The sequence below is a fragment of the Pseudooceanicola profundi genome (assembly GCF_050897955.1).
Taxonomy (GTDB): domain Bacteria; phylum Pseudomonadota; class Alphaproteobacteria; order Rhodobacterales; family Rhodobacteraceae; genus Pseudooceanicola.
Genome location: NZ_JBPAXZ010000001.1, coordinates 970230 through 994198, shown reverse-complemented (window position 1 = coordinate 994198; position 23969 = coordinate 970230). Strand labels below are relative to the sequence as shown.

The following is a 23969-nucleotide window of genomic DNA, read 5'->3' as shown; positions in this document are numbered from 1 at the left end:
CACTAAGATTCTGTTAGAACATGATCGTTACGGATCGAAACGGTAGAACAGGCAGGGTGCGGGATGAGCGACCTTTACGAAAATTATATGAATACCCTTGTGCCCATGGTGGTTGAGCAAACCAGCCGGGGCGAACGGGCCTATGACATCTTCTCGCGCCTGCTGAAGGAGCGGATCATCTTCGTCTCCGGTCCGGTGCATGACGGGATGTCCTCGCTGATCGTGGCACAGCTGCTGCACCTTGAGGCGGAAAATCCGTCGAAAGATATCTCGATGTACATCAACTCCCCCGGCGGCGTCGTGACTTCGGGCCTGTCGATCTATGACACGATGCAGTATATCCGGCCCAAGGTCGGTACGCTGGTGATCGGGCAGGCGGCCTCCATGGGCTCCCTGCTGCTCGCGGGCGGTGAGGGGGGCATGCGCTATGCCCTGCCCAATGCAGAGGTGATGGTGCACCAGCCTTCCGGCGGCTATCGCGGTCAGGCGACGGATATCATGATCCACGCCAAACATACCGAACGGCTGAAAGAGCGGCTGAACCAGATTTATGTGAAACACACCGGTCAGGATTTCGAAACAGTTGTGGATGCGCTGGAGCGGGACAATTTCATGACCGCCCAGGAAGCCAAGGACTGGGGCCTGATCGACGAGATCTTTGAAAGCCGCCCCAAGGGCGATGATGAGGCGAAGTAATCACGCTTCTGTCACGCGGCTCGCGTGACGAATTTTTGACATTGTGGTAGCCGGGGCCCTGTCCTAGGCTACCCTCCATAGAATAAAAAGGATGCCCGCCTATGATGCGGGCGAACCTCTTCGCGGTGCAGGGCAGCGCCGCGTTCCGGATGAAGACCCCGGGCGTCGGGGCGAAAGGTGTATGATGGCGAACAACTCAGGCGGTGACAGCAAGAACACCCTCTATTGCAGCTTCTGCGGCAAAAGCCAGCACGAGGTCCGCAAACTGATCGCCGGACCGACGGTGTTCATCTGCGATGAATGCGTCGAGCTCTGCATGGACATCATCCGGGAAGAGACCAAGGCGACCGGGCTGAAAAGCTCCGAAGGGGTGCCGACACCGCAGGAAATCTGCGGCGTTCTGGATGATTACGTGATCGGTCAGAAGGTGGCCAAACGCGTCCTCTCCGTCGCCGTGCACAACCATTACAAACGTCTGAACCATTCGGCCAAGGGCGGCGATATCGAACTGGCGAAGTCGAACATCCTGCTGATCGGCCCCACCGGCTGCGGCAAGACGCTGCTGGCGCAGACGCTGGCGCGCATCCTCGATGTGCCCTTCACCATGGCCGATGCGACCACGCTGACGGAGGCCGGTTACGTGGGCGAGGATGTGGAGAACATCATCCTCAAGCTGCTGCAGGCGTCTGAGTATAACGTCGAGAAGGCGCAGCGCGGCATCGTCTATATCGACGAGGTCGACAAGATCACCCGCAAGTCGGAAAACCCGTCGATTACGCGTGACGTGTCGGGCGAAGGCGTGCAGCAGGCGCTGCTGAAGCTGATGGAGGGCACCGTGGCCTCCGTTCCGCCGCAGGGCGGGCGCAAGCATCCGCAGCAGGAATTCCTGCAGGTGGACACGACGAACATCCTCTTTATCTGCGGCGGCGCCTTCGCGGGCCTCGACCGGATCATCGCGCAGCGCGGCAAGGGTTCTGCCATGGGCTTTGGCGCAGAGGTGCGGGATAATGACGACCGCGGCGTAGGCGAGCTCTTCAAGGAGCTGGAGCCCGAGGATCTGCTGAAATTCGGTCTGATCCCGGAATTCGTCGGCCGTCTGCCGGTTCTGGCGACGCTGGAGGATCTGGACGAGGAAGCGCTGGTCACCATCCTGACCCAGCCCAAGAACGCGCTGGTCAAACAGTACCAGCGTCTGTTCGAGCTGGAGGATGCGGAACTGACCTTCACCGACGATGCGCTGACCGCCATCGCCAAGCGCGCCATCGAACGCAAGACCGGCGCGCGGGGCCTGCGCTCCATCCTCGAAGACATCCTTCTGGACACGATGTTCGACCTGCCGGGCATGGAGAATGTGACCGAGGTTGTCGTGAACGAGGAGGCCGTGACCTCCGACGCCAAGCCGCTGATGATCTACGCCGAGGCCAAGAAAGAAGGCGCGACGGCGGGCTAAGTAGCCTGCCGTGCGGCGTCTGCTTCGCTGGGGGCTGACGGCAGTTCTGGCGGCTCTGGCGCTGCTCCTGCTTGCGTTTGTGCTGCTCTGGGCCGCCTGGACCTGGCGACAGCTGCGGGAAAGCTGGTCCCTTCATCGCACCGCGTTTGGAGAGGTCGCGCCGGGCGCCGAGCGGTTGGAAAGCCGCGCCCGGCTTGGCCTATTTCAGGGCTTTGGCTGCAGCTATTCGGTTGTCGACCTGCCCGATGGCACGCCGGATCAGGCGCCAACGCGGGACATTGCCATTCCGAATGCTGTCCTGCGGGCAGGCGACTGGCGCGCCGGTCCTAGCCCGTTTTTCGCACCGGGCGCGGGATATGAACGCGACCCGCTGAGCTTTTGTGCCCATGACCACTGGTCCGACACCCTGACTGCGCGCATCCGCGATGCGGCGCATGATCCCGCCAGCTGGTGGATCGAGGGGTATGAGGAAAGCGGGCTCTACGCCCCCGCACATGGCCTTGCCCTGATTGTGCGCCGGAGCGACTGATGTGCTGCATCATGGGGCTGGAAATTCCCGCGGCCCCGGGGAATCTTGGCGCGACATGGCATAGGGGGCCCATATGCAACGTATTTCTTCCGGTGGCGAATTCGAGGCGAAGATCGGCTATTGCCGCGCCGTGGTGGCGGGCGGATTTGTTCATGTCGCGGGCACGGTCGGGCAGGGCGATACGGTCGAAGAGCAGTGCCGCGCGGCACTGGCCATCATCACAGCGGCGCTGGAAAAGGCGGGCTCGTCTCTGTCGCAGGCCGTGCGGGTCACCTATTACCTTCCGGACCGCAGGGAATTCGAACCCTGCTGGCCGATCCTGGCAGAGGCGTTCGGACAGAACCCGCCCGCCGCGACCATGATCGAATGCGGGCTGATCGACCCGAAATACCGGATCGAGATCGAGGTGACGGCGTTGGCGGGGTGACCCGCTCAGCCCAGCAGGACCGACGGATCCGGCGCCGGCGGCTGTCCGTCAAACTGCGGCAGCCCGTCAGTGATATCGCAACAGGGCGATTTCTGCCCGACAAAGGCATGACGGAAGACGGGTAGTTCTGCCGTGCCATCCAATATTCCGGCCTGCAGGATCACGATCCCGGCCTCTGCAATCACCACTGGAAGCGGCGATCCGCAGCGGTCGCAGAAACACCTGCGGTAGGCGGGCGGTTCATGCAGGATCGGGGCGTCGTACTGCCGGATAAGGCCCTCGTCGCCGACCCAGCGGAAGGCCGCAGCGGAGGCCGCGACCTCCGGCGAATATAGCGCCCCGGTGGCCTTGCGGCAGCGGCTGGCGTGGCAGGCCTGAACGGGGCTCGCCCAGCCGTCGAGCTCAAATCCGATGCCACCGCAGAGGCAGCTTCCTGTCAGATGCATATCCATCTCCTCGTTACCTCCGGCAAGGCTAAAGCGCGGCCTGAGGTTAGACAAACAATGTCCGGACCAGTGGCGGAAAGGTGATCGCGCGCGTGGCGCACTCCGGGCTGGATCTCCGGCCCCGGATCGGTCATATCAGGGATGACTTACCGGAGGCGTCTTATGGGCATTCTCAATACCTTGCTGCGTGCGGCCACCTGGTGGAACGGGGCAACCCTGAACACCATGCTCTACACCCGCCGCAAAGGCACCAAGGTGGGCGAGGATGAATATGGCAATGTCTTCTATTCCGCCAATGACGGCAAGAAACGCTGGGTGATCTACAATGGTGAGGTTGAGGCGTCGCGTATCGGGCCCGACTGGCACGGCTGGCTGCACCACACGTTTGACGAGCTGCCCTCGGACAAGCCGCTGCCCCACAAGGCCTGGGAAAAGCCGCATCTTCCGAACCTGACCGGCACGCCGGAGGCCTATGTGCCCGCCGGGTCGCTGCGCCGTCCGGAGCCTGTCGCGCGGCAGGATTATGAGGCCTGGAGCCCGGAATAACCGGTCGAAATCGGCCAGAGACGGGCGGGGGCCATGTCGCAGAATACCACAGAGGTTATTGTCGGGGGCGTCGTACTGGCGCTGGCCATTGGTTTTGGCGTCTATGCGGGCCAGGCGGCCGGCGTGGGCGGGGCATCGGCCGGCTATCCGCTGACGGCTTCCTTCCGCTCTGCCGAGGGCGTCAAGCTGGGCACGGATGTCAGGCTTGCCGGGGTCAAGGTCGGAACCGTCACAGGCATCACGCTTGACCCGCAGACGTTTCGCGCGGTGACCGAATTTACCGTGAAGAATGGTATCGAGGTGCCGGATGACAGTTCTGTCGTGGTGTCCTCGGAAGGGCTGCTCGGGGGGAATTTTTTGGAAATCCTGCCAGGCGGGTCCACCTTTCCCCTCGCAGCGGGCGATGAGGTTGTCGATACCCAGGGCGCCGTCAGCCTGATCTCTTTGCTGATGAAATTCGTGGGCGGCGGCGGAGACAGCTGATGCGGCGCCGTAGAGTTCTGAGCGGCCTGTTGTCCGCGGCCATGCTTGTTCTGCCGCTCTCCCTGACTGCGCAGGAAGATGTCAGCGTCGGCGCGGGGGCTGTGCTGCGTGGTCTCGACAAGATCAGCGGAGAGACGCTGGACGTCACGATCCCCGCCGGATCCGCGGCCATGATCGGCAAGCTTTCCGTGACCATGTGGGAATGTCGCTACCCGGAGGGGAATCCCGCAGGCGATGCATATGCCTTCATGACCATTTCGGAACCGGCAAAATCGGCGGACCCGGTTTTTTCCGGATGGATGGTCGCGTCCAGCCCGGCGCTGAACCCGCTGGACCATTTCCGTTACGATATCTGGGTATTGACCTGTACGACCGCCTGACCTGATGCCGGCAGGGGGGCGGCTCTGATGTCCGCCGGATGAGGCAGGGCGTCGGCCAGAAGCGCACGATACTGGGCCCGGCTGACCTCGATCGCGCCCAGAGAGGCGAGATGACTGGTCAGAAACTGGGTGTCGAACAGAACGAAACCGGTGGTCCGCAGATGCGCCGTCAGCCAGGCCAGCGCGATCTTCGACGCATCGCGGCGGCGTGAAAACATGCTTTCGCCAAAAAAGGCGCCGCCGAGGCTGACACCGTAAACGCCGCCGATCAGCCCGTTTTGGTCGTTCACCTCCAGTGAATGGGCGTGGCCTCTTTCATGCAGCTGGGAATAGAGGTCGGCAATGCGCGTACTGATCCAGGTTTCCTCCCGCGCGGCGCAGGCGTCGACCACGCTTTCAAAATCTCGGTTGAGGGTCACGCTATAATCGTCGCGACGCAGCGCCCTGGCGAGAGAACGAGATATCCGGAACCCGTTCAATGGGAAAACGCCCCGCCTGCGCGGCTCAACCCAGAAGATTTCGGGATCATTTCGGTGGTCGGACATGGGAAAAACGCCCGAGGTATAGGCATGCAACAGCAGTTCGGGTGAAATGTCGTCGGGGTCGTGGTCTTTCATGTCCGGCTGCTTCTGATCGCTCTCACTCAGTGTGGCATGGATCAGAATAAATGACGAGAGGGGCTGCGCCTGCGGCAGGCGGGGCGGGGGGCCAGCCCCCCGTCGCTGACGCGACTCCCCCCGGGATATTTCGGGCAAGAAAAAGAACGGGCGGGCTTTGTCAGGCCAGTCCCATAATCTGACGGGCCTCTGCTTTTTCTTGCAGAAAATATCCCGGGAGGTCTGGAGGGCAGAGCCCTCCAGCCCCGCCGTTGGCACAGGCGTCAGCCGAGCTTGCCCTGTTCCAGCCAGTGTTCCAGCCAGTGGATATTGTAATTGCCGGTATGGATATCGGGCTCATGGAGAAGCGCATCGAAAAGCGGCACGGTGTTCTCTACGCCGTCCACGATCAGCTCGCCGAGCGCGCGGTGCAGGCGGGCAAGCGCCTCGGGGCGGTCGCGGCCATGCACGATGAGCTTGGCGATCAGGCTGTCATAATAGGGCGGGATGGAATAGCCGTCGTAGAGGGCGCTGTCCATCCGGACGCCGAGGCCGCCGGGCGCGTGGAAGGCCGTGATCTTGCCCGGGCGCGGCGCGAAATCGGGCAGCTTTTCCGCGTTGATCCGGACCTCGATTGCGTGGCCGTTGATCTGCAGGTCCTCCTGTTCGAAGGACATGGGCAGGCCGGAGGCCACGCGGATCTGTTCGCGCACCAGATCGACGCCGAAGATGCCTTCGGTCACGGGATGTTCCACCTGCAGGCGGGTGTTCATCTCGATGAAGTAGAACTCGCCGTTTTCGTAGAGGAACTCGATCGTGCCGGCGCCGGCATAATTGATCTTGGCCACGGCGTCGGCGCAGGTCTTGCCGATACGGGCGCGTTCTTCCGGCGTGATGCAGGGGCCGGGGGCCTCTTCAAAGACCTTCTGGTGGCGGCGCTGGAGGGAGCAGTCGCGTTCGCCCAGGTGAACAGCGCGGCCCTTGCCGTCGCCGAAGACCTGAATCTCGATATGGCGCGGGGTGGTGAGGTATTTCTCGATATAGACTTCGTCGTTGCCGAAGGCGGCCTTGGCCTCGGACCGGGCGGTCTGGAAGGCCGATTCCATTTCGCCTTCGTTGCGGGCCACCTTCATGCCGCGGCCGCCGCCGCCGGCGGTGGCCTTGATGATGACGGGGTAGCCGAATTCGCGGCCGATCTTCTTGGCCGCGGCCAGATCCGGCACGCCGCCGTCGGAGCCTGGAACGCAGGGCACGCCCAGGTCCTTCATCGTGTCCTTGGCGGTAATCTTGTCGCCCATGATGCGGATATGTTCCGCGGTGGGGCCGATGAAGGTCAGGCCGTGATCCTCGACGATCTGCACGAAGGCCGCGTTTTCCGACAGGAAGCCGTAGCCTGGGTGGATCGCCTGGGCGCCGGTGACTTCGCAGGCGGCAATGATCGCAGGGATATGCAGGTAGCTTTCGGTGCCCGGCGGCGGGCCGATGCAGACCGACTCGTCGGCCATGCGGACATGCATGGCATCGGCATCGGCGGTGGAATGCACCGCCACCGACTGTATGCCCATCTCGCGCGCGGCGCGGATGACGCGCAGGGCGATCTCGCCACGGTTGGCAATCAGGATTTTCTCGAACATCTGGCTGGGGGCCTTATTCGATGATCATCAGGGGGGCGCCGTATTCGACGGCGGCCTTATCCTCGACGAGGATGCGCTTTACCGTGCCGGATTTGGGCGCGGGGATCTGGTTCATGGTCTTCATCGCCTCGACGATGAGCAGGGTCTGCCCCTCGCTCACCTGATCGCCGACCTTGACGAAGGCGGGGGCGGTCGGTTCGGGCTGCAGATAGACGGTGCCCACCATGGGGGAGGTCACGGCGCCGGGATGCTGGGCCGGGTCTTCCTCGGGCGCTGCGGCCGGGGCGGCAGCGGCGGCCGGGGCTGCGGCTACGGGGGTCGCGACGGGCGCGGGGGCCGCCAGGGGGGGCGCATATTCGACCTTCTTGGAGACCCGGACGTTCAGACTGTCATCCTCGCCATAGTCGCGCTTGACCTCGATCTCGGTCAGTTCATTGTCGCGCAGCAGTTCCGCCAGCGCTTTGATGAAGGCCACGTCGGCTTCGGTCGTCTTGTTGGTCATGCGTGTCTCGCCAGTGGTTGCGGGACCGGTCATGGTTGCGCCACCACCGGGTGGCCCGCTTATAGGGCATGCGGTTCCGGGTGAAAAGCATTGCCGTTGATGATGCGTTAACCCTTGAGAAAAAGGGCAAAAGCAAAGGGCCGCCCCCGGATGGAGACGGCCCCTCTGCATATAGTCGCCTTGCGCGGTGCGGGGATTACGAGTCGCCCAGCTCCACCACGGCGTCACCTTCGATATCGGTGGCAAGCTCGGCATTGTATTCGGCCATGCTCTTGAGCTGCTCACGGGTGTAGCCCATCGCGACGATGGTATTGCCGTCATACATCAGCTCGGACACGGGCAGGGCGACGTCATGTTCGCCAATCCCGAGGAAGCCGCCCACACCGACCACGGCCATCGTCTCGCCGTTGATGTCAACGATGCGGTCGATCTCACCGATGCTTTCACCGGAGGAGGCGGCGACATTCGTGCCCACAACCGTATCTACGGTCATCGGGCCGGCGTCGGCGGTCACTTCGGCGTCGGCGCTCATGCTGCTGTCGGTATCAGTGGCCATGTCGGTGGCCTCTTCAGCGGTGTTTTCCATTGCGTCACCGGCGGCATCGGCGGTGTCGGTCACGGCGTCACCGGTCTCCTCGGCGGCCTCTTCGGTCGCGTCGGCGGTTTCATCGACGGCTTCGGCGGCTGCGTCGCCTGCCTGATCCATCGTGTTTTCAACCGAGTCAGCCGCCTGACCCATTTCGGTTTTCACGGATGCGTCGGCATCCACGGAAGTGTCCTGAGCGATGGCGGGCGCGGCAATGGCCAGCGCGGCAACAGTCGTCAGCAGAGTTGTCTTCAGCGGTTTCATGAGATGTCTCCTTCTCTCTGTTTCGCTGTTTCGATCGTCTGCAGGGAGAACGGGCGGGGCGGCGATGGGTTCCCATTGGCGTCAGGCTGGCGTGCGGAAAACTGCCGGTGCGGTATTTCTTACTGGGTTTCATGGGGTTGGCGCGAATGCCCCGTGGGGTGAAACAGAAAACGCCCGGGCGAAGCCGGGCGTTCTGGAATTTTGTGACGTTACGGAAGGCGCGTCAGCGGTTCGCGCGGTTCTCGATCAGGTCGTCGACCACCGAGGGATCGGCGAGGGTCGAGGTGTCGCCAAGCGCGCCGTAATCATTCTCCGCGATCTTGCGCAGGATGCGGCGCATGATCTTGCCCGACCGCGTCTTGGGCAGGCCCGGGGCCCACTGGATCAGGTCGGGAGAGGCGATCGGCCCGATTTCCTGACGGACCCAGGTGCGGAGCTCTTTCTTCAGCTCCTCCGACGGCTCTTCGCCGTTCATCAGCGTCACGTAGCAGTAGATGCCCTGACCCTTGACCTCATGCGGGTAGCCGACCACGGCGGCCTCGGCCACCTTGGCATGGGCGACAAGCGCCGATTCGACCTCCGCCGTGCCCATACGGTGGCCGGAGACGTTGATCACGTCATCGACCCGGCCGGTAATCCAGTAATAGCCGTCCGCGTCGCGGCGGCAGCCGTCGCCGGCGAAGTAATAGCCCTTGTAGTCGGAGAAATAGGTCTTCTCGAACCGTTCATGGTCGCCCCAGACGGTGCGCATCTGGCCGGGCCAGCTGTCCTTGATGGCCAGCACGCCCTCGCATTTCACCTCATGGATTTCGTCGCCGGAGGTCGGTTCCAGCACCACAGGCTGGACGCCGAAGAAGGGCTTGGTCGCCGATCCGGGCTTGGTGGGCGTGGCGCCGGGCAGGGGGGTGATCATGTGACCGCCGGTTTCTGTCTGCCACCAGGTGTCGACGATGGGCAGACGGCCCTTGCCGATATGGTCGTTGTACCAGTTCCAGGCCTCCGGGTTGATGGGCTCCCCCACCGTGCCCAGCACCTTGAGGGACGACAGGTCATGGCCTTCGACAAAGGAGGTGCCGGCGCCCATCAGCGCCCGGATCGCGGTCGGGGCGGTGTAGAACTGGTTCACCTTGTGCTTGTCGATCACCTGCCAGAAGCGGGAGGCATCGGGGTAGGTCGGCACGCCCTCGAACATCAGCGTGGTCGCGCCATTGGCGAGCGGGCCGTAGAGGATATAGGTGTGGCCGGTGACCCAGCCGACATCCGCGCCGCACCAGAAGACATCGCCCTCGTGATAGTCGAAGGTCAGCTCCTGCGTGATGGAGGCATAAAGCAGGTAGCCGCCGGAGCTGTGCACCACGCCCTTGGGTTTTCCGGTGGAGCCGGAGGTATAGAGGATGAAGAGCGGGTCTTCGGCAGTCATCGGGCGCACCGGGCAATCGGGCGCAACCTGCTCCATCATCGCTTTCACATCGACATCGCGGTCCTCGATCCAGGTGGTCTGGTCGCCGGTATGCTTGACGACAAGGCAGCGCACCTTGTCGGAGCAATGCAGCAGCGCGGCATCGGTGTTGGATTTCAGCGCGGTGCGGCGGCCACCGCGCGGGGCGGTGTCGGCGGTGATGACGACCTTGGCCTGGCAGTCGTTGATCCGGTTGGCGAGGGCGTCCGGGGAGAAGCCCGCAAAGACGACCGAATGGATGGCCCCGATCCGGGCGCAGGCCAGCATGGCATAGGCGGCCTCCGGGATCATTGGAAGGTAGATGATGACGCGGTCGCCACGCATCACGCCCTGCGCCAGCAGGACATTGGCGAAGCGGCAGACCTTTTCATGCAGCTCTGCATAGGTGATGTGCTGGGCGGGCGTCTCCGGATCGTCGGGCTCGAAGATGATCGCGGTCTGCTCGGCGCGCGTCGCGAGGTGGCGGTCGATGCAGTTATGCGCGACGTTCAGAACGCCGTCCTCGAACCATTTGATGCTGACTTCGCCCAGATTGAAATTGGTGTCCTTCACCTTGGTAAAGGGCTCGATCCAGTCGAGCCGCTTGCGCGCCTCTTCGCCCCAGAAGGCGTCGGGGTCGGTGACGGAGGCCTGATACATCGCCTCATAGCCGGCGATGTCCACATGGGCGTTCTTCACGATATTGGCGGACGGGGGGTAGGTCTGATCGGTCATGACAGATCCTCTGGTCTTTGCTGCATGGGGTCGCCTGCGCCGCTCCTCTACGGCACAGGCTGGGCCATCGTCAGATGGCGAGGTATTCGGCGCGGAGTTCGGCGTTCGACAGAACCTCCTTGGCGGAGCCGTCGAAGACAACCGATCCGGTGTCGAGAATAACACTCCGATCCGCAAGTTCCAGAGCGCGCACGGCATTCTGTTCGACAAGGATCGTGGTGATGCCCTGTTCCTTGATGATGCGCAGCGTCTTCTCGATCTCGTCGACGATCACGGGGGCGAGGCCCTCATAGGGTTCGTCCAGCAGCAGCACCTTGATGTCACGGGCCAGCGCCCGGGCAATGGCCAGCATCTGCTGTTCGCCGCCCGAGAGGGTCACAGCCTCCTGCTTGCGGCGTTCGCCGAGGCGGGGGAAGAGGTCGTAAAGCCGGTCGAGCGACCAGCCGATGGGCGGGGCGATCTGGGCGAGCTGCAGGTTTTCCTCCACCGTCAGGCCGGGGATGATGCAGCGATCCTCCGGCACGAGGCCGATACCGGCCTGGGCGGCCTGGTAGGAGGACATCTTGTGCAGCGGCTGGTGATCGAGCCAAATCTCGCCATGTGTCACCTGCGGATTGTCCATGCGGGCGATGGAGCGCAGGGTCGAGGTCTTGCCCGCGCCATTGCGGCCGAGCAGGGCGAGGATCTCGCCCTCATGGACGTTGAAGCTGACGTTCTGGACGATGTAGCTCTCGCCGTAATAGGCCTCCATGTTCCAGACGGAGAGGAAGGCGGGCGCGGTTTCGGCCAGGTTGTGGCCCTTGGAGAAGTCGGGTTTGACGTTCATGTCCTGTCCTTTCGGTGGAGATGGGTGCAGGCACCCATCCTACGGGCGTGGAGTATTGTGGCCGGGGCGGCGGGCCATGGCGTAGGATGGGTGATCTCACCCATCCCCGGGCCAGTCGGTTTTGCCGCCACGCGCCTCATCGTTCAGGCGGCAACCTGGGTTTCGCCCAGATAGGCTTCGCGCACCTTCGGATGGCCCTTGATGTTTTCCGGCGTGTCCTCAACCAGCGGTGTGCCCTGAGCCAGCACCGTGATCCGTTCGGCCAGCGAGAAGACCACATGCATGTCATGTTCGATGATGGCGATGGTGATGTCGCGCTCTTCCTTGATCTTCTTCAGCAGGTCGATCGTGTTGTTGGTGTCGGCGCGCGCCATGCCGGCGGTCGGTTCGTCCAGCAGCAGCAGGCGCGGCTCCTGGCTGAGGCACATGGCGATCTCCATCCGGCGCTTGTCGCCGCGGGACATCGACGCGGTGTGCATGTCGCGCTTGTCGGCGAGGTTCATGCTTTCCAGCATATGCTCCGCCTTTTCCACGACCTCCTTCTCCTTCATCATGTTGCCGATGGCCTGCAGGGTGAAGGCGCCGTCGCGTTTGGCGAAACAGGCGATCATCATGTTCTCCATCACGTTCAGATCGCCGAAGATCTCGGGCGTCTGGAACACGCGGGAGATGCCCATCTGGTTGATCTCATAGGGCGAGCGGCCCAGCACCGACTGGCCGTCGAACATGACCGATCCGGTATCGGGGATCAGCTTGCCGACGAGGCAGTTCAGCAGGGTCGACTTGCCCGCGCCGTTTGGTCCGATGATCGCGTGCACGGTGTTTTCGGCGACGCTGAGGTTGACCTCGGACAGGGCCTTGAGACCACCGAACCGCTTGTTGACGTTCTTGACTTCGAGAATGCCCATTGTCGTGTTCCTTATTCTGCGGGTTCGGTCTTGGTGGCGCGGGCCTCTTCACTGCGGGATTTACGCGAGAAGAGGTTGAGAAGACGTTGTCCGCCTTCGACAAGGCCACCGGGCAGGAAGATGATCACGGCCATGAAGAGCGCGCCCATCATCAGGTGCCAGCCTTCGCCGGTGAACTTCGACACGCACCAGACCACGGTCTCCTGCAGCCAGTGGGGCAGGAAGGCGAACCAGTGCTCCAGCAGGCTCTCGTTCATCTTGGAGAAGACGTTTTCGAGGTACTTGATCGTGCCTGCGCCCAGGATCGGGCCGATCAGGGTGCCGGCGCCGCCGAGGATGGTCATGATGACGACCTCGCCGGAGGCGGTCCACTGCATCCGCTCGGCGCCGGCCAGCGGGTCCATGGAGGCCAGGAGACCACCGGCCAGCCCCGCATACATGCCGGAGATGATGAAGGCCGCCAGCGTGTAGGGTTTCGGGTTGAGGCCCGTATAGGTCATCCGGGTCTGGTTCGACTTGATCGCCCGCAGCATCAGCCCGAAGGGAGAACGAAAGATGCGGATCGACAGGTAGAAGGAGGCCAGCAGGATGATGGCGCAGAGGTAGTAGCCCACCGGGAAGGTGAAATCCCAAGGGCCCACGGAGATCGTCTCCCGCGCCCGCATCTCCAGCCCGAAGAGGTGCGGCACATTGTTGACGCCGTTCGACAGGATCTGCGGATCGTCCGTGTAGACCTGCAGGCCGGTCTCACCATTGGTGAGCGGGGTCAGCACCGAATAGGCCAGGCGGAAGGACATCTCGGCGAAGGCCAGCGTCAGGATCGAGAAGTAGATGCCCGAGCGCCGGAGCGAGATGAAGCCGATCACGGCAGAGAAGAGGCCCGCGACGATGACCGACAGGATGATCGCCGGAATGACATTGTAGCTGAGCAGCTTGAACATCCAGACCGCCGCGTAGGAGCCCACGCCGAGGAAGGCCGCATGGCCGAAGGAGAGGTAGCCGGTCAGGCCGAAGAGGATGTTGAAGCCGATGGCAAAGATCCCGAAGATCACGAAGCGCTGCATCAGGTCGGGATAGCCCGCGTTGAAGAAGGCCAGCTCCGAATTCGTCGGGAAGAGGTTGAGGATGAACGGCGCGAAGAGGGTGAGCACCGCCACCACGGCCAGGATGAGAGAGTCTTTGCGGTTGAGTCCGAGCATTGGATTAGTCCTCCATCACGCCTTTGCGGCCCATCAGGCCACGTGGCCGGGCAAGCAGGATGACGATCGCGACAAGGTAGATGATGATCTGGTCGATACCGGGCAGCAGCTGTTTCACGGCATTCATCGAGGCAAAGCTTTCGAGAACCCCCAGCAGGAAGCCCGCGGCGACAGCGCCGGGCAGGGAGCCCATGCCGCCCACCACGACGACCACGAAGGAGAGCACGAGGAAATCCATGCCCATGTGGTAGTTGGGGCTGTTGATCGGCGCGTACATGACCCCCGCCAGTCCCGCGACAGCGGCGGCGAGGCCGAACATGATGGTGAAGCGCTTGTCGATATTGATGCCGAGCAAGCCCACCGTGGCGCGGTCCGCCATGCCGGCACGGACAACCATGCCGAAGGTGGTGAACTGCAGGAAGGCGAAGACGCCGCCGATGATGATTGCCGCGAAGGCAAAGTAGACCATACGCCAGTAGGGATAGATGATGACGTTCGGGTCAAAGCCCAGCATCGTGCCGAAATCGAAGGAGCCGCGGAACATCTCGGGCGCCGGGGTCTGGATCGGATTGGCGCCGAAGTTTGACTTGATGATCTCCTGCAGCACGATGGCCAGACCGAAGGTCACGAGGATCTGGTCGGCATGGGGGCGCTTGTAGAAATGCTTGATCAGGCCGCGCTCCATGATGAAGCCGAGGGCGATCATGATCGGGATCGAGAAGAGGATGGCGAGCGGCACCGACCAGTCGATCAGCGCATGGCCAAAATCGGGGCCGAACCAGCTTTCGACATAGGGAACCTTCACCTTCAGCGGATTGCCGAGGAAGTCCTTCTTGGTCGGATCGATCACCTCGTAGGAGAGGTTGAAGATCTTGTTCAGGGTCACGGCGCAGAAGGCGCCGATCATGAAGAGCGCCCCGTGGGCGAAATTCACCACGCCGAGCGTGCCGAAGATCAGCGTCAGGCCAAGGGCGATCAGCGCATAGGCCGAACCCTTGTCGAGGCCGTTGAGTATCTGCAGGATGATGGCGTCCATTGTCCCCCCTCAGGTCTGGCTTTTGAATGAAAGGTGCCGGCCCGGCCGCTGTGGCCGGGTCCGGTTCCGTGTCCTACGGAATGGTCTGTGTGGTGTAGGATGGGTGCTTGCACCCATCCTGTGTCAGGCTCAGGCGCCCGGGTTGCACTGCCCGAGGTTGCCGCCGGCAAACATCGGGTGATCCGGCGCGTATTCGACCTGGCCGCGGGGGGTGATTTCCACCACTTCCAGAAGGTCGAATTCGGAGGTCGGGTTTTCTTTCCCGCGCACCACCAGAACGTCCTTGAAGCACTGGTGATCCTCGGCGCGGTAGAGGGTCGGGCCATTGCCCAGACCGTCGAACTCGAACCCTTCCAGCGCCGCAGCCACATCGCAGGGGTTGAAGGAGTTCGCCCGGGTCACCGCATCGGCATAGAGCAACGCCTGGACGTAGCAGGTATGCGCTGCCTGGGACGGCGGGAAGCCGTATTTGGTGCCGAAGGAGCGTACAAAGGCCTGGGAGCCCTCGTCCTGCAGCGACCAGTGCCAGTTGGTGGAACCAAGGATACCCTTGATGTTCTCGCCGGCACCGCGTGCCATGAGGCGGGAGAAGAGCGGCACGACGATCTCGAAGTTCTTGCCGTTCACCTGCTTCTCGCGCAGGCCGAACTGCACGGCGTTGGTCAGGGAGTTGACCATGTTGCCGCCGTAGTGGTTCAGCACCAGCAGGTCCGCGCCTGAGTTCAGAACCGGGGCGATGTAGGAGGAGAAGTCGGTCTGCGCCAGCGGCGTCAGCACGTTGTTGACGGTCTCCCAGCCCATGGCCTCCGTAGCGGCCTGGATCGATTCCTGCTGGGTCCAGCCCCAGGTGTAGTCGGCGGTCAGGTGGTAGGCCTTGCGGTCGCTGCCATACTGCTTTTCCAGCACCGGCGCGAGGGCCGCGGCAGACATGTAGGCGTTGAAGAAGTGGCGGAAGCCATTGGCCTTCTTGTCTTTGCCGGTCGTGTCGTTGGAATGGGTCAGGCCGGCCATGAAGATGACGCCCGCTTCCTGGCAGAGACCCTGCACGGCCACGGCCACACCGGAGGAGGAGCCGCCGGTGATCATGATGGCGCCGTCCTTTTCGATCATGGACTTGGCGGAGGCGCGGGCGGCGTCGGATTTCGTCTGGGTGTCGCCGGTCACATATTCGACCTTCTTGCCCAGGATGCCGGTGCCGTCGAGCACCTTGGAGCTGAAGGTGTTCAGCATGCCGCCATCGCCGCCACCGTTCAGGTGTTCGACAGCCAGCTCATAGGCGCGCAGTTCGTCGGCACCCTCGTCGGCATAGGCGCCGGACTGGGGCACGTTGAAGCCCAGCGTTACGGTGCTGCCGGTCGGGTTGTTGGTGAAGGCATGGGCCGAGGGTGCGGTGAAGATCGTGGGCAGTGCAAGGCCCGCGCCGGTTACGGCACCGGTCTTCAGCAGGCCACGACGCGACAGAGTCGGTTTGGTCATGAGTTTCCTCCCAAGTGGTGGTTGCAGCGCATCTCCTCACGCGCTGCGGACACGAATGTGCAAAGGGTTTATCGCCCGGTTCGTGTAAACATCGCAACAACATCTTTTACTTGTTGTATTTTTCTGTAAATATTTCCACGCTGCATCTGCGGTATTTGTAAATTAATTTTTTCGCGCTGCAGAAAGGCGTTGAAATGCTACGGAAAACCACGTGTCGCGCGGGGGGCTGACTGGCAGCCGGATCCGCGAACGCCGGATGATGTCGGGGCTGCGTCAGGCAGAGCTTGCCCGGGGTGTCGGGATCTCTGCGTCTTATCTTAATCTGATCGAACATAACCGGCGGTCCATCGGGGGCAAATTGCTGCTCGATATCGCTGCGGCTCTGGGGGTCGAACCGGTTCATCTGACCGAAGGGGCGGAGGCGGCCCTGACGTCCAGCCTGCGGGAGGCCGCCGCGGCCCGTCCTGCTGCCGGGGCCGAGCTGGACCGGACGGAGGAGCTGGCGGGACGGCTGACCGGCTGGGCGCAGCTCATCCGCGACCAGCATCACCGGATCGGGGATCTGGAGCGGTCGGTCGAGGTGCTGACGGACCGGCTGGCGCATGATCCGCTTCTGGCCGCATCCATGCACGAGGTGCTGTCGACGGTCACGGCGATCCGGGCCTCCGCCTCCATTCTGGTCGAAACGGAGGGGCTGGAGCCGGAATGGCGTGACCGCTTCCATCGCAATATCCACGAAGAAAGCGCCCGGCTGGCGCAGGGCGCCCAGCGGCTGGTGTCCGAGCTTGATGCCGCCGACAGGGCCGACCGGGCGGGGATGGCCGGGCAGATGCCGCAGGATCTGGTCGATGCGTTTTTCGAGGCGCGCGGCTATCACATGGCGACGCTGGAGGACGGCGGGGATGTGGAGCCTCTGCTGGAGGAGGCCGGTCCGGAGGCCGCAGGGCCGGGGCTGCTGCGCGCCATGTTGCTGCAGTACCGCGATGATGCGCTGGCGCTTCCCTTGCCGCGATTGCTTGAGGCCGCGTCGGATCCGGGGCCGCTGCTGGACCCCAGCCGGCTGGCGGCAGAGCTTGGTTGCGGAACGGCGCTGGTCATGCGCCGCCTGGCCTGCCTGCCGGAAGAGGCGGGGGCGCGGCTTGGCGGGCCGTTTGGCCTGATTGTCAGCGATGTCAGCGGCACGGTGCTGTTCCGCAAGGTGCCGCCGAATTTCCCGATGCCGCGGTTCGGCTCTGCCTGTCCGCTGTTGCCGCTGTTTGAGGCTGTGCAGCAGCCGCTGACCCCGATCCGGGCGCATCTGGCCTTTGCCGGCCGGGGCAATTCAAGCTTTGTGGCCCATGCCGTGGTTGATCCGCAGGGGCCGCCGATGGTGGGCCGCGCGCCGCTGCTGCGGCCTCATATGCTGTTGCAGACCGATGTCACGGAGCCCGCCGCGCCGCAGTTGGTCGGGCCAAGCTGCCGTATCTGCCCCAAGGCCGGATGCCCGGCGCGACGCGAACGGTCGATCATGGACAGGGGGGCGTGACATCTTGGTCTTTGACTTGGCTCACATCCATGTGAATAACTGCTAGAACTTACGAAGAGGTGGCCTGAACGGGAGGGGAGGACCGGATGGGCAAAGACGTTCTGGTGATCGAGGACGAACCCAATATCAGTGAAGCAATCAGTTTCATCCTGTCCCGCGACGGATGGCGCGTCAGCACGCATGCTAATGGCACGGATGCGGTCGCGGCCGTGGTCCGGCGAAGCCCGGACCTTGTAATCCTGGACGTCATGCTGCCGGGCCGGTCGGGCTATGATATCCTGCGCGATCTGCGGGCGGATGACCGGACTGCGGCATTGCCGGTGCTGGTGCTGACCGCACGCGGACAGACGAAGGACCGGGAAATGGCCGAAAGCCTGGGCGCCAGCCGCTTCATGTCCAAACCCTTTGCCAATGCCGAGATGCTGGAGGCGGTCAACGCGCTTGTCACATCCTGAAGATAGCGGTGAAAAGGTCGGAGATATGACCGGGGGTGGGCAGGACAAGGCTCCGCCGCCGACGCGCCGGCAGGGCACGTTGTTTCTGGAAAAGGGGTCTTACCGGCAACGCCGGCTGGCCGATGCGGCGCGGTTGCTGCCTGTGCTGGGGGCTGTGCTGCTGGCGATCCCGCTGCTCTGGCCCGAGGGAGAGGCCGAGGGCGCGCCGGCGACCTCGACCGCGATCATCTATGTGTTCGGGGTCTGGTTTCTGCTGGTCGGGGCGGCGGTTCTGCTGGCCCGCTGGATCGATCCGGGGGCCACGCCGGGCCCGGATAGGCGGGAGGACGAGGTGTGAGGTGCCGCCGCTCCGGCCTGCTGCCGGCCTGCCATGGTGATCCCGGGGAGCCCCGGGGACGGACGGGATGTCAGGCCTGCCGGGCCGGGCTGGCGCGGGCGCATGCGGGCGGTGCGCGCCTATGACCTCGCTCAACCTGCTGATCTTTGTCTGTCTGCTTTACGTCGCCTTCCTGTTTGCGGTGGCGTTCGGCGCGGAGCGGGCGGCGTTGCGCGGGCGGGGGAAATGGCTCCGCTCACCGCTGGTCTATACGCTGTCGCTGTCGATTTACTGCACCGCCTGGACGTTTTACGGCGCTGTCGGATATGCGGCGCGGTCCGGGATGGAGTTCATGACGATCTATCTGGGCCCCAGTCTGGTCATGGTCGGCTGGTTCTGGGCGATCCGCAAGATGGTGCGCATCGGGCGGTCGCAGAACATTACCTCGGTGGCCGATCTGATCTCGTCGCGCTACGGCAAATCCAACAGCCTGGCGGTGCTTGTCACGGTGCTGGCCGTGATCGGGACAACGCCTTACATCGCCCTTCAGCTGCAATCCGTGACCCTGTCGGTCGCCGCCTTTAGCCAGGCCGATCCGACCATACGGCCGCTGGGCGATCAGAATTCCACAGCCCTTTGGGTGGCCTGCGGGCTGGCTTTCTTTACGGTCATGTTCGGGACCCGCAACCTGGATGCCAATGAACGCCATCACGGCGTGGTCATGGCAATCGCGGTCGAGGCAGTGGTGAAGCTGGTCGCGCTGCTGGCCGTCGGGCTGTTTGTGGTCTGGGGGATCGGCGGCGGGCTGGGGGCGACGCTCGACCGGATCGATGCCTCGGCCATGGGGCAGTGGCGGATCGAGGGCGACCGCTGGCTGGCGCTGACCGGGCTGTCGGCGGCGGCGCTTCTATGTCTGCCACGGATGTTTCAGGTGCTTGTCGTGGAGAATGAGGACGAGCGGCATCTGCGCACCGCCTCCTGGGCCTTTCCGCTGTATCTGCTGCTGATGAGCCTGTTTGTCATGCCCATTGCGGTCTGGGGGCTGGCGACGCTGCCCGAAGGGTCCAATCCTGACCTCTTTGTGCTGTCGCTGCCTCTGGCCGAGGGGCGTCCGGTGCTGGCGATGCTGTCGTTTATCGGCGGGTTTTCTTCGGCCACCTCGATGGTGATCGTGGCCTCGCTGGCGCTGTCGACCATGGTGTCGAACCATATCGTCATGCCGATCTGGCTGTCGTCGCAGGTCCAGGGGGCGATTGTGTCGGGCGATGTGCGCCATATCGTGATGCTGTCGCGGCGCTTTGCCATCGTGGGGATGCTGGCGCTTGGCTATCTGTATTACCGCGTCTCGGGCGGGGGGGCTGCGCTGGCGGCCATCGGTCTGATCTCTTTCTCGGGGGTTGCGCAGTTCCTGCCGCCGCTGATCGGGGGGATGTTCTGGCGCGGCGCCAACAAGACCGGCGCGCTGACGGGGCTGGCCCTGGGCGGGGCGGTCTGGCTGTGGTGCCTGTTCCTGCCGAGTTTCGGGGCAGGGGTCGTCCTGCCCGCGTCGGTCTGGGAGGCCGGACCGCTGGGGCTGGGCTGGCTGCGGCCCTGGGCGCTCTTCGGGATCGAGGGGATGGACCCGCTGGTGCATGGCGTGTTCTGGTCGATCCTGATCAACACGCTTGGCTTTGTCGGCGTGTCGCTGTTCACCTTTCCCACCCCGATGGAGCGGTTGCAGGGCGCGCAGTTCGTCAATGTCTTTGATCACACGGGCGCCACGCGCGGATGGTCCGGCGGCATGGCGCAGAGCGAGGATCTGATGATCATGGCGCAGCGCATTCTGGGGCCGGAAGATGCGCAGGCGCTGTTCCGGCGGGCGGCTGCGGTGCAGGGGTTGCAGGGCTATCTGCCGGAGCCGACGCCGGATTTCCTGAGGCTGCTGGAACGCGAACTTTCCGGTTCGGTCGGGGCGGCGACGGCGCATGCGATGATCGGTCAGATCACCGGTGGCACGTCAGTGTCTGTCGATGACCTGATGGCGGTTGCGGATGAGGCGGCGCAGATCATGGAATATTCCAGCCAGCTGGAGGCCAAATCGCAGGAGCTGCAGCGCACCGCCCGGCAATTGCGGGCCGCCAATGACAAGCTGACGACGCTGTCGGTTCAGAAGGATGCCTTCCTGAGCCAGATCAGCCATGAGCTGCGCACGCCGATGACCTCCATCCGGGCATTTTCCGAGATCCTGCGGGATGCTGCCGTGATCGAACCGGCGGACAAGGACCGCTACGCCGGGATCATCCATGATGAGGCGATCCGCCTGACCCGGCTGCTGGACGATCTGCTGGACCTGTCGGTGCTGGAAAACGGTCAGGTCAGCCTGAACCTGCGTCAGGTGCGGCTTGGCCAGATCCTCGACCGCGCGGTCAGCGCCGCCGGCGTTGCGGAAAATGACCTTTCGATTCGGCGGGAGGGGGCAGAGGATGCGCTGCTGGTGACGGATGCGGACCGGCTCTGTCAGGTCTTCATCAACCTGATCTCCAATGCGGCAAAATACTGCGACGCGGTGCCGCCGGAGCTGGTGATTACGGCGCGGCTGCGGGCCGAGGCGCTGCAGGTCGATTTCATCGACAATGGCTCCGGTCTCGATGTGACGGCGCAGGATATGATCTTTGAAAAATTCAGCCGTGTTGGCGAACAAAAGGCGGGTGGTGCCGGTCTCGGGCTGGCCATTTGCCGCGAAATCATGACCCGTCTGGGGGGGACGATCATCTATCTGCCGGGGCAGGAAGGTGCGGCCTTTCGGGTCACGGTTCCGGTGGCCGCGCCGCGCGTGGCCGAATAACCGCGAAACCGGGCAAAGGGACCTGCCGACACAGGGCCGATCGTGTTTGCCGGGCAATTACATGCGCCGGCAGTGGTGATCGGACAGGGTTCTAAACAGGATCGTAACCATCCCTCTCCTAGTGTTGCGCAAGGGGCGGGAAGGGTTGCCTGAGGTTATGGAACAACAGGGCTCAAACGCGATATTGCGCCGCAAAGCCGGCGCCGCGAAGGACGGGGCGCAGAATCGTGCGATGTCTCCGGCAAAAGCGCTGCGTCTGGCTTTTGCGCGGACGGCAGATGCGCTCTGGGATATGCCGCTTGTCGTTTCGGGGCTGGAGCAGACTGAGGTTTCGGCCGATGACCTGATTGCCAGCCTGGAGGAAGACGGGCTGCTGATGCTGCTGGACGGCCCAGATGGGGCCATAGGTGGTGCCCGGGTTGACCATGCCATTCTGTCTGGCGTGATAGAGGCGCAGACGATGGGCGCAGTCAGCACGTTTTCACCTGAAAAGCGGCAACCGACGCGCACGGACGCGGCCATGGTTGCGCCGCTGATCGACGGCGCGATGGAACGGCTGGAGGTGCTTCTGGGCGAAGAACCCGAAGCGGCCTGGATCAACGGGTTCCGGTTCGGCTCCATGATGGAGTCGCCGCGCATGCTGTCGCTGGCGATCAAGGCGCCCAGCTTTCACATGCTGCGGTTTACGTTAGATTTGGCGGGGCGCCGGGACGGGGAGGCGATGCTCATCCTCCCGGTGGCGGAAGAGGTATCGCAACGGCCACAAAACGGTGACCCCAACACGCGCCTGCAGTCACAGGTCATGCAGGCACCGGCCGAGCTGGAGGCAATATTGCACCGGGTGAAGATGTCGCTCGCCGGTGTTTCGCGGTTGCAACCCGGCGATGAGATCCCCGTCCCGCGTACGGCAATCACGCGGATGTTTCTGGAAACCGCGTCCTCTCACCGGGTGGCAGAGGCGACGCTGGGACAGTTACGCGGTATGCGCGCGGTGCGTCTGAAACTTCCCGATGGGGCGCGGGCAGAGGCGCAGGCGGGGGGGGCAGGCGCTGCCGCCGGTTCCGGGGCGCTTGCAGCCGAAGGTGTGTCCGATGCGGTCTCCCTGCAGGATGGGGAAGACCGCGCCGGGCCGGGCGGTCAGGCGACCGCCATCACCCCCGTGTCGGTCCAGAGCGAAGCGCCCGAACCGGCAGAGCCTGCCGCCAGCGATTTCGACCGTGACGGTGAGCTCGATCTGCTGGGGGATCTTCCGTCGCTTGGCGATTTGCCCGGCATGTCGGATCTGCCGACGCTCGCGCCTGACGAGGGTGACGACGACGGGATGGCGACGCCGCTGTCCGGGCTGCCGGCAATCGAATAGGCGGGTGCGGCGGGTCAGCCCTGTTCCAGCCGGGGCCGCAGTCCGGACAGATCGTATCCCGCCTTGGCGGCCGTGGCGAGGATCTCATCCGCCGGGGCGCCTTCACCGGCCTGTTGCAGCGACCAGATGACGGTGCTGCGCGTTCCGGAGGCGCAATAGGCCAGGGTGGTCGCTGCGGCTGCGGCACTTGCCTGCAGGGCGATATTGTCCGGTGTCATCGTCTGATGGGTCAGCGGAATATAGGTGAAGGTCAGACCGGCGGCCTCGGCCGCCGCCTGCATGGCCGCGGCCTGCCATTCCGGCGGGTTCTCCGCATCGGGGCGATTGCAGATGACGGTTGTGAAACCGGCCGCCTTGATCGCAGCCATATCTTCTGGCGCGATCTGGGGGCTGACGGAATAGCGGGGGGTGATCTGTCGGATATCCATGATCAACCGTTATTCCGCCGGGACCATCCTGTCCAGCCGGGCCTTGAGCGGCGGGGCGATCAGCATGCCGGCGCCCATGGCAAGGACAAAAATCAGGCCAGGGAGCCCCCCGAAACTGAGCGAGGCGATGCTGGGCCCCGGGCAGAGCCCGGCCAGGCCCCAGCCCGCCCCGAAGAGCGTGGAGCCGAGCACAAGCCGGCGGTCGATCTCGGGTTTGGGGGGCGCCGGGAAATTGCCGCCGGCCAGTGGTTTGCGGCCGCGAGTCAGCTGCCAGGCGACGGCCATCGGAATGATTGCTCCGCCCATCACAAAGGCCAGCGTCGGGTCCCACTGACCAAAGACATCCAGCCAGCCCTGCACCTTGGTCGTATCCGTCATGCCGGAGATCAGAAGCCCGGCGCCAAACAGCCCGCCGGAGAGAAGTGCGATCAGGATGCGCATCAGATGACCCCCAGGATGTGACGGAACAGGACAACCGACAGGCCGCCCGCCAGAATGTAGAAGACCGTCGCGACAATACCGCGGAGCGAAAAGCGCGAGATGCCACAGACGCCGTGGCCGGAGGTGCAGCCATTGGCGATGCGCGTGCCGGTCCCGACCAGCAGGCCGGCGGCGATCAGGACGAACAGGTTGCCGGTGGCATGTGTCTGCGTGTCTCCCATGAGCAGGGCGATCACGGCCGGTACTCCGAAAAGCGCTGCGACAAAGGCGATCCGTTCCGTCCGGTCGGATCTGCCCGAGCCATCGACAAGGCCGCCGATGATACCGCTGGCGCCCATGATCTTGCCATTGCCCAGCAGCAGGACCGCGCCGGCCAGGCCGATCATCAGCCCTCCCAGCAGTCCCATGATCCAATCGGTTTGCATGAACGTCGTCTCCTTTGACTTTGCTGGCGCTGACATCG

26 protein-coding genes are annotated in these 23969 nt (G+C 63.8%); 12 read left to right on the top strand and 14 right to left on the bottom strand.

The genetic code is table 11. The features are described 5' to 3' along the window. Positions 1-63: 63 nt before the first annotated feature. From ACRARG_RS04995 to ACRARG_RS04980, 4 genes are all read left to right on the top strand, one after another. Complete coding sequence (locus tag ACRARG_RS04995) at positions 64-696, top strand: ATP-dependent Clp protease proteolytic subunit (RefSeq protein WP_432688892.1); 633 nt, start codon at positions 64-66, stop codon at positions 694-696. Between the two features lie 184 nt (positions 697-880). Beyond that, positions 881-2146, top strand: coding sequence for an ATP-dependent Clp protease ATP-binding subunit ClpX (gene clpX, locus ACRARG_RS04990; RefSeq protein ID WP_432688891.1), 1266 nt, complete (start codon positions 881-883; stop codon positions 2144-2146). 10 nt (positions 2147-2156) lie between these two features. Beyond that, the gene (locus ACRARG_RS04985) at positions 2157-2675 is read left to right on the top strand and encodes a hypothetical protein (protein WP_432688890.1); all 519 of its coding nucleotides are present in this window, start codon (positions 2157-2159) and stop codon (positions 2673-2675) included. A 73-nt stretch (positions 2676-2748) separates the two neighbouring features. After that, positions 2749-3102 (top strand): Rid family hydrolase, encoded by a 354-nt coding sequence (locus ACRARG_RS04980; protein WP_432688889.1) that lies wholly within the window; start codon positions 2749-2751, stop codon positions 3100-3102. A 5-nt stretch (positions 3103-3107) separates the two neighbouring features. On the opposite strand, the gene ACRARG_RS04975 is transcribed toward ACRARG_RS04980, so the two are convergent. Beyond that, positions 3108-3548: a GFA family protein gene (locus ACRARG_RS04975; RefSeq protein ID WP_432688888.1), complete on the bottom strand. Its 441-nt coding sequence runs from the start codon at positions 3546-3548 to the stop codon at positions 3108-3110. 162 nt (positions 3549-3710) lie between these two features. On the opposite strand from ACRARG_RS04975, the gene ACRARG_RS04970 reads away from it, so the two are divergent. From ACRARG_RS04970 to ACRARG_RS04960, 3 genes are read left to right on the top strand one after another with little or no spacing between them, the layout of a single operon-like run. Beyond that, the gene (locus ACRARG_RS04970; RefSeq protein ID WP_432688887.1) at positions 3711-4094 is read left to right on the top strand and encodes an NADH:ubiquinone oxidoreductase subunit NDUFA12; all 384 of its coding nucleotides are present in this window, start codon (positions 3711-3713) and stop codon (positions 4092-4094) included. A gap of 33 nt (positions 4095-4127) precedes the next feature. Then, positions 4128-4577, top strand: coding sequence for an outer membrane lipid asymmetry maintenance protein MlaD (mlaD, locus tag ACRARG_RS04965; protein ID WP_432688885.1), 450 nt, complete (start codon positions 4128-4130; stop codon positions 4575-4577). Next, on the top strand, positions 4577-4957 hold the full coding sequence (locus tag ACRARG_RS04960; RefSeq protein ID WP_432688884.1) for a DUF2155 domain-containing protein: 381 nt from the start codon (positions 4577-4579) through the stop codon (positions 4955-4957). The genes mlaD and ACRARG_RS04960 overlap by 1 nt, the downstream gene beginning before the upstream one ends. Here the strand turns inward: ACRARG_RS04960 and aat are convergent. The 10 genes from aat to ACRARG_RS04910 form a co-directional block, all read right to left on the bottom strand. Beyond that, the gene (aat, locus tag ACRARG_RS04955) at positions 4921-5574 is read right to left on the bottom strand and encodes a leucyl/phenylalanyl-tRNA--protein transferase (protein WP_432688883.1); all 654 of its coding nucleotides are present in this window, start codon (positions 5572-5574) and stop codon (positions 4921-4923) included. The genes ACRARG_RS04960 and aat overlap by 37 nt on opposite strands. Positions 5575-5837: 263 nt before the next feature. Beyond that, on the bottom strand, positions 5838-7187 hold the full coding sequence (gene accC, locus ACRARG_RS04950) for an acetyl-CoA carboxylase biotin carboxylase subunit (protein WP_432688882.1): 1350 nt from the start codon (positions 7185-7187) through the stop codon (positions 5838-5840). A 13-nt stretch (positions 7188-7200) separates the two neighbouring features. Further along, positions 7201-7689, bottom strand: a complete 489-nt coding sequence (accB, locus tag ACRARG_RS04945; protein WP_432691316.1) for an acetyl-CoA carboxylase biotin carboxyl carrier protein — start codon at positions 7687-7689, stop codon at positions 7201-7203. A gap of 196 nt (positions 7690-7885) precedes the next feature. Further along, positions 7886-8539, bottom strand: a complete 654-nt coding sequence (locus ACRARG_RS04940) for a PRC-barrel domain-containing protein (protein WP_432688881.1) — start codon at positions 8537-8539, stop codon at positions 7886-7888. Positions 8540-8762: 223 nt separating this feature from the next. Then, positions 8763-10712 (bottom strand): acetate--CoA ligase, encoded by a 1950-nt coding sequence (gene acs, locus ACRARG_RS04935; protein ID WP_432688880.1) that lies wholly within the window; start codon positions 10710-10712, stop codon positions 8763-8765. A gap of 70 nt (positions 10713-10782) precedes the next feature. Next, the gene (locus ACRARG_RS04930; protein WP_432688879.1) at positions 10783-11538 is read right to left on the bottom strand and encodes an ABC transporter ATP-binding protein; all 756 of its coding nucleotides are present in this window, start codon (positions 11536-11538) and stop codon (positions 10783-10785) included. A 143-nt stretch (positions 11539-11681) separates the two neighbouring features. Further along, positions 11682-12446 carry an ABC transporter ATP-binding protein gene (locus ACRARG_RS04925; protein WP_432688878.1) on the bottom strand — a complete coding sequence of 255 codons (765 nt, stop codon included), beginning with the start codon at positions 12444-12446 and terminating at the stop codon, positions 11682-11684. 11 nt (positions 12447-12457) lie between these two features. Continuing rightward, positions 12458-13645, bottom strand: a complete 1188-nt coding sequence (locus tag ACRARG_RS04920) for a branched-chain amino acid ABC transporter permease (protein WP_432688877.1) — start codon at positions 13643-13645, stop codon at positions 12458-12460. A gap of 4 nt (positions 13646-13649) precedes the next feature. Beyond that, positions 13650-14681: a branched-chain amino acid ABC transporter permease gene (locus ACRARG_RS04915; RefSeq protein ID WP_432688876.1), complete on the bottom strand. Its 1032-nt coding sequence runs from the start codon at positions 14679-14681 to the stop codon at positions 13650-13652. A 129-nt stretch (positions 14682-14810) separates the two neighbouring features. Beyond that, a complete protein-coding gene (locus ACRARG_RS04910) occupies positions 14811-16157 on the bottom strand; it encodes a substrate-binding protein (protein WP_432688875.1) in 1347 nt (448 codons plus the stop codon). Between the two features lie 211 nt (positions 16158-16368). On the opposite strand from ACRARG_RS04910, the gene ACRARG_RS04905 reads away from it, so the two are divergent. From ACRARG_RS04905 to ACRARG_RS04885, 5 genes are all read left to right on the top strand, one after another. After that, complete coding sequence (locus ACRARG_RS04905; RefSeq protein ID WP_432688874.1) at positions 16369-17682, top strand: helix-turn-helix domain-containing protein; 1314 nt, start codon at positions 16369-16371, stop codon at positions 17680-17682. A gap of 86 nt (positions 17683-17768) precedes the next feature. Then, positions 17769-18137, top strand: coding sequence for a response regulator transcription factor (locus tag ACRARG_RS04900; RefSeq protein WP_432688873.1), 369 nt, complete (start codon positions 17769-17771; stop codon positions 18135-18137). A 25-nt stretch (positions 18138-18162) separates the two neighbouring features. Then, complete coding sequence (locus tag ACRARG_RS04895) at positions 18163-18474, top strand: hypothetical protein (RefSeq protein ID WP_432688872.1); 312 nt, start codon at positions 18163-18165, stop codon at positions 18472-18474. A 121-nt stretch (positions 18475-18595) separates the two neighbouring features. Then, entirely contained in the window at positions 18596-21277 is a 2682-nt protein-coding gene (locus tag ACRARG_RS04890) for an ATP-binding protein (RefSeq protein ID WP_432688871.1), read from the top strand. A 232-nt stretch (positions 21278-21509) separates the two neighbouring features. Next, the gene (locus ACRARG_RS04885) at positions 21510-22637 is read left to right on the top strand and encodes a FliM/FliN family flagellar motor switch protein (RefSeq protein WP_432688870.1); all 1128 of its coding nucleotides are present in this window, start codon (positions 21510-21512) and stop codon (positions 22635-22637) included. 14 nt (positions 22638-22651) lie between these two features. Here the strand turns inward: ACRARG_RS04885 and ACRARG_RS04880 are convergent, their stop codons facing one another. The 3 genes from ACRARG_RS04880 to ACRARG_RS04870 are packed head-to-tail and all read right to left on the bottom strand — an operon-like array spanning position 22652 to position 23931. Further along, positions 22652-23065: a TIGR01244 family sulfur transferase gene (locus tag ACRARG_RS04880; RefSeq protein WP_432688869.1), complete on the bottom strand. Its 414-nt coding sequence runs from the start codon at positions 23063-23065 to the stop codon at positions 22652-22654. 9 nt (positions 23066-23074) lie between these two features. Then, positions 23075-23506 (bottom strand): DUF6691 family protein, encoded by a 432-nt coding sequence (locus tag ACRARG_RS04875; protein WP_432688868.1) that lies wholly within the window; start codon positions 23504-23506, stop codon positions 23075-23077. Then, the gene (locus ACRARG_RS04870) at positions 23506-23931 is read right to left on the bottom strand and encodes a YeeE/YedE family protein (protein WP_432688867.1); all 426 of its coding nucleotides are present in this window, start codon (positions 23929-23931) and stop codon (positions 23506-23508) included. Before ACRARG_RS04870 ends, ACRARG_RS04875 begins: the two co-directional genes overlap by 1 nt. Positions 23932-23969: the final 38 nt, after the last annotated feature.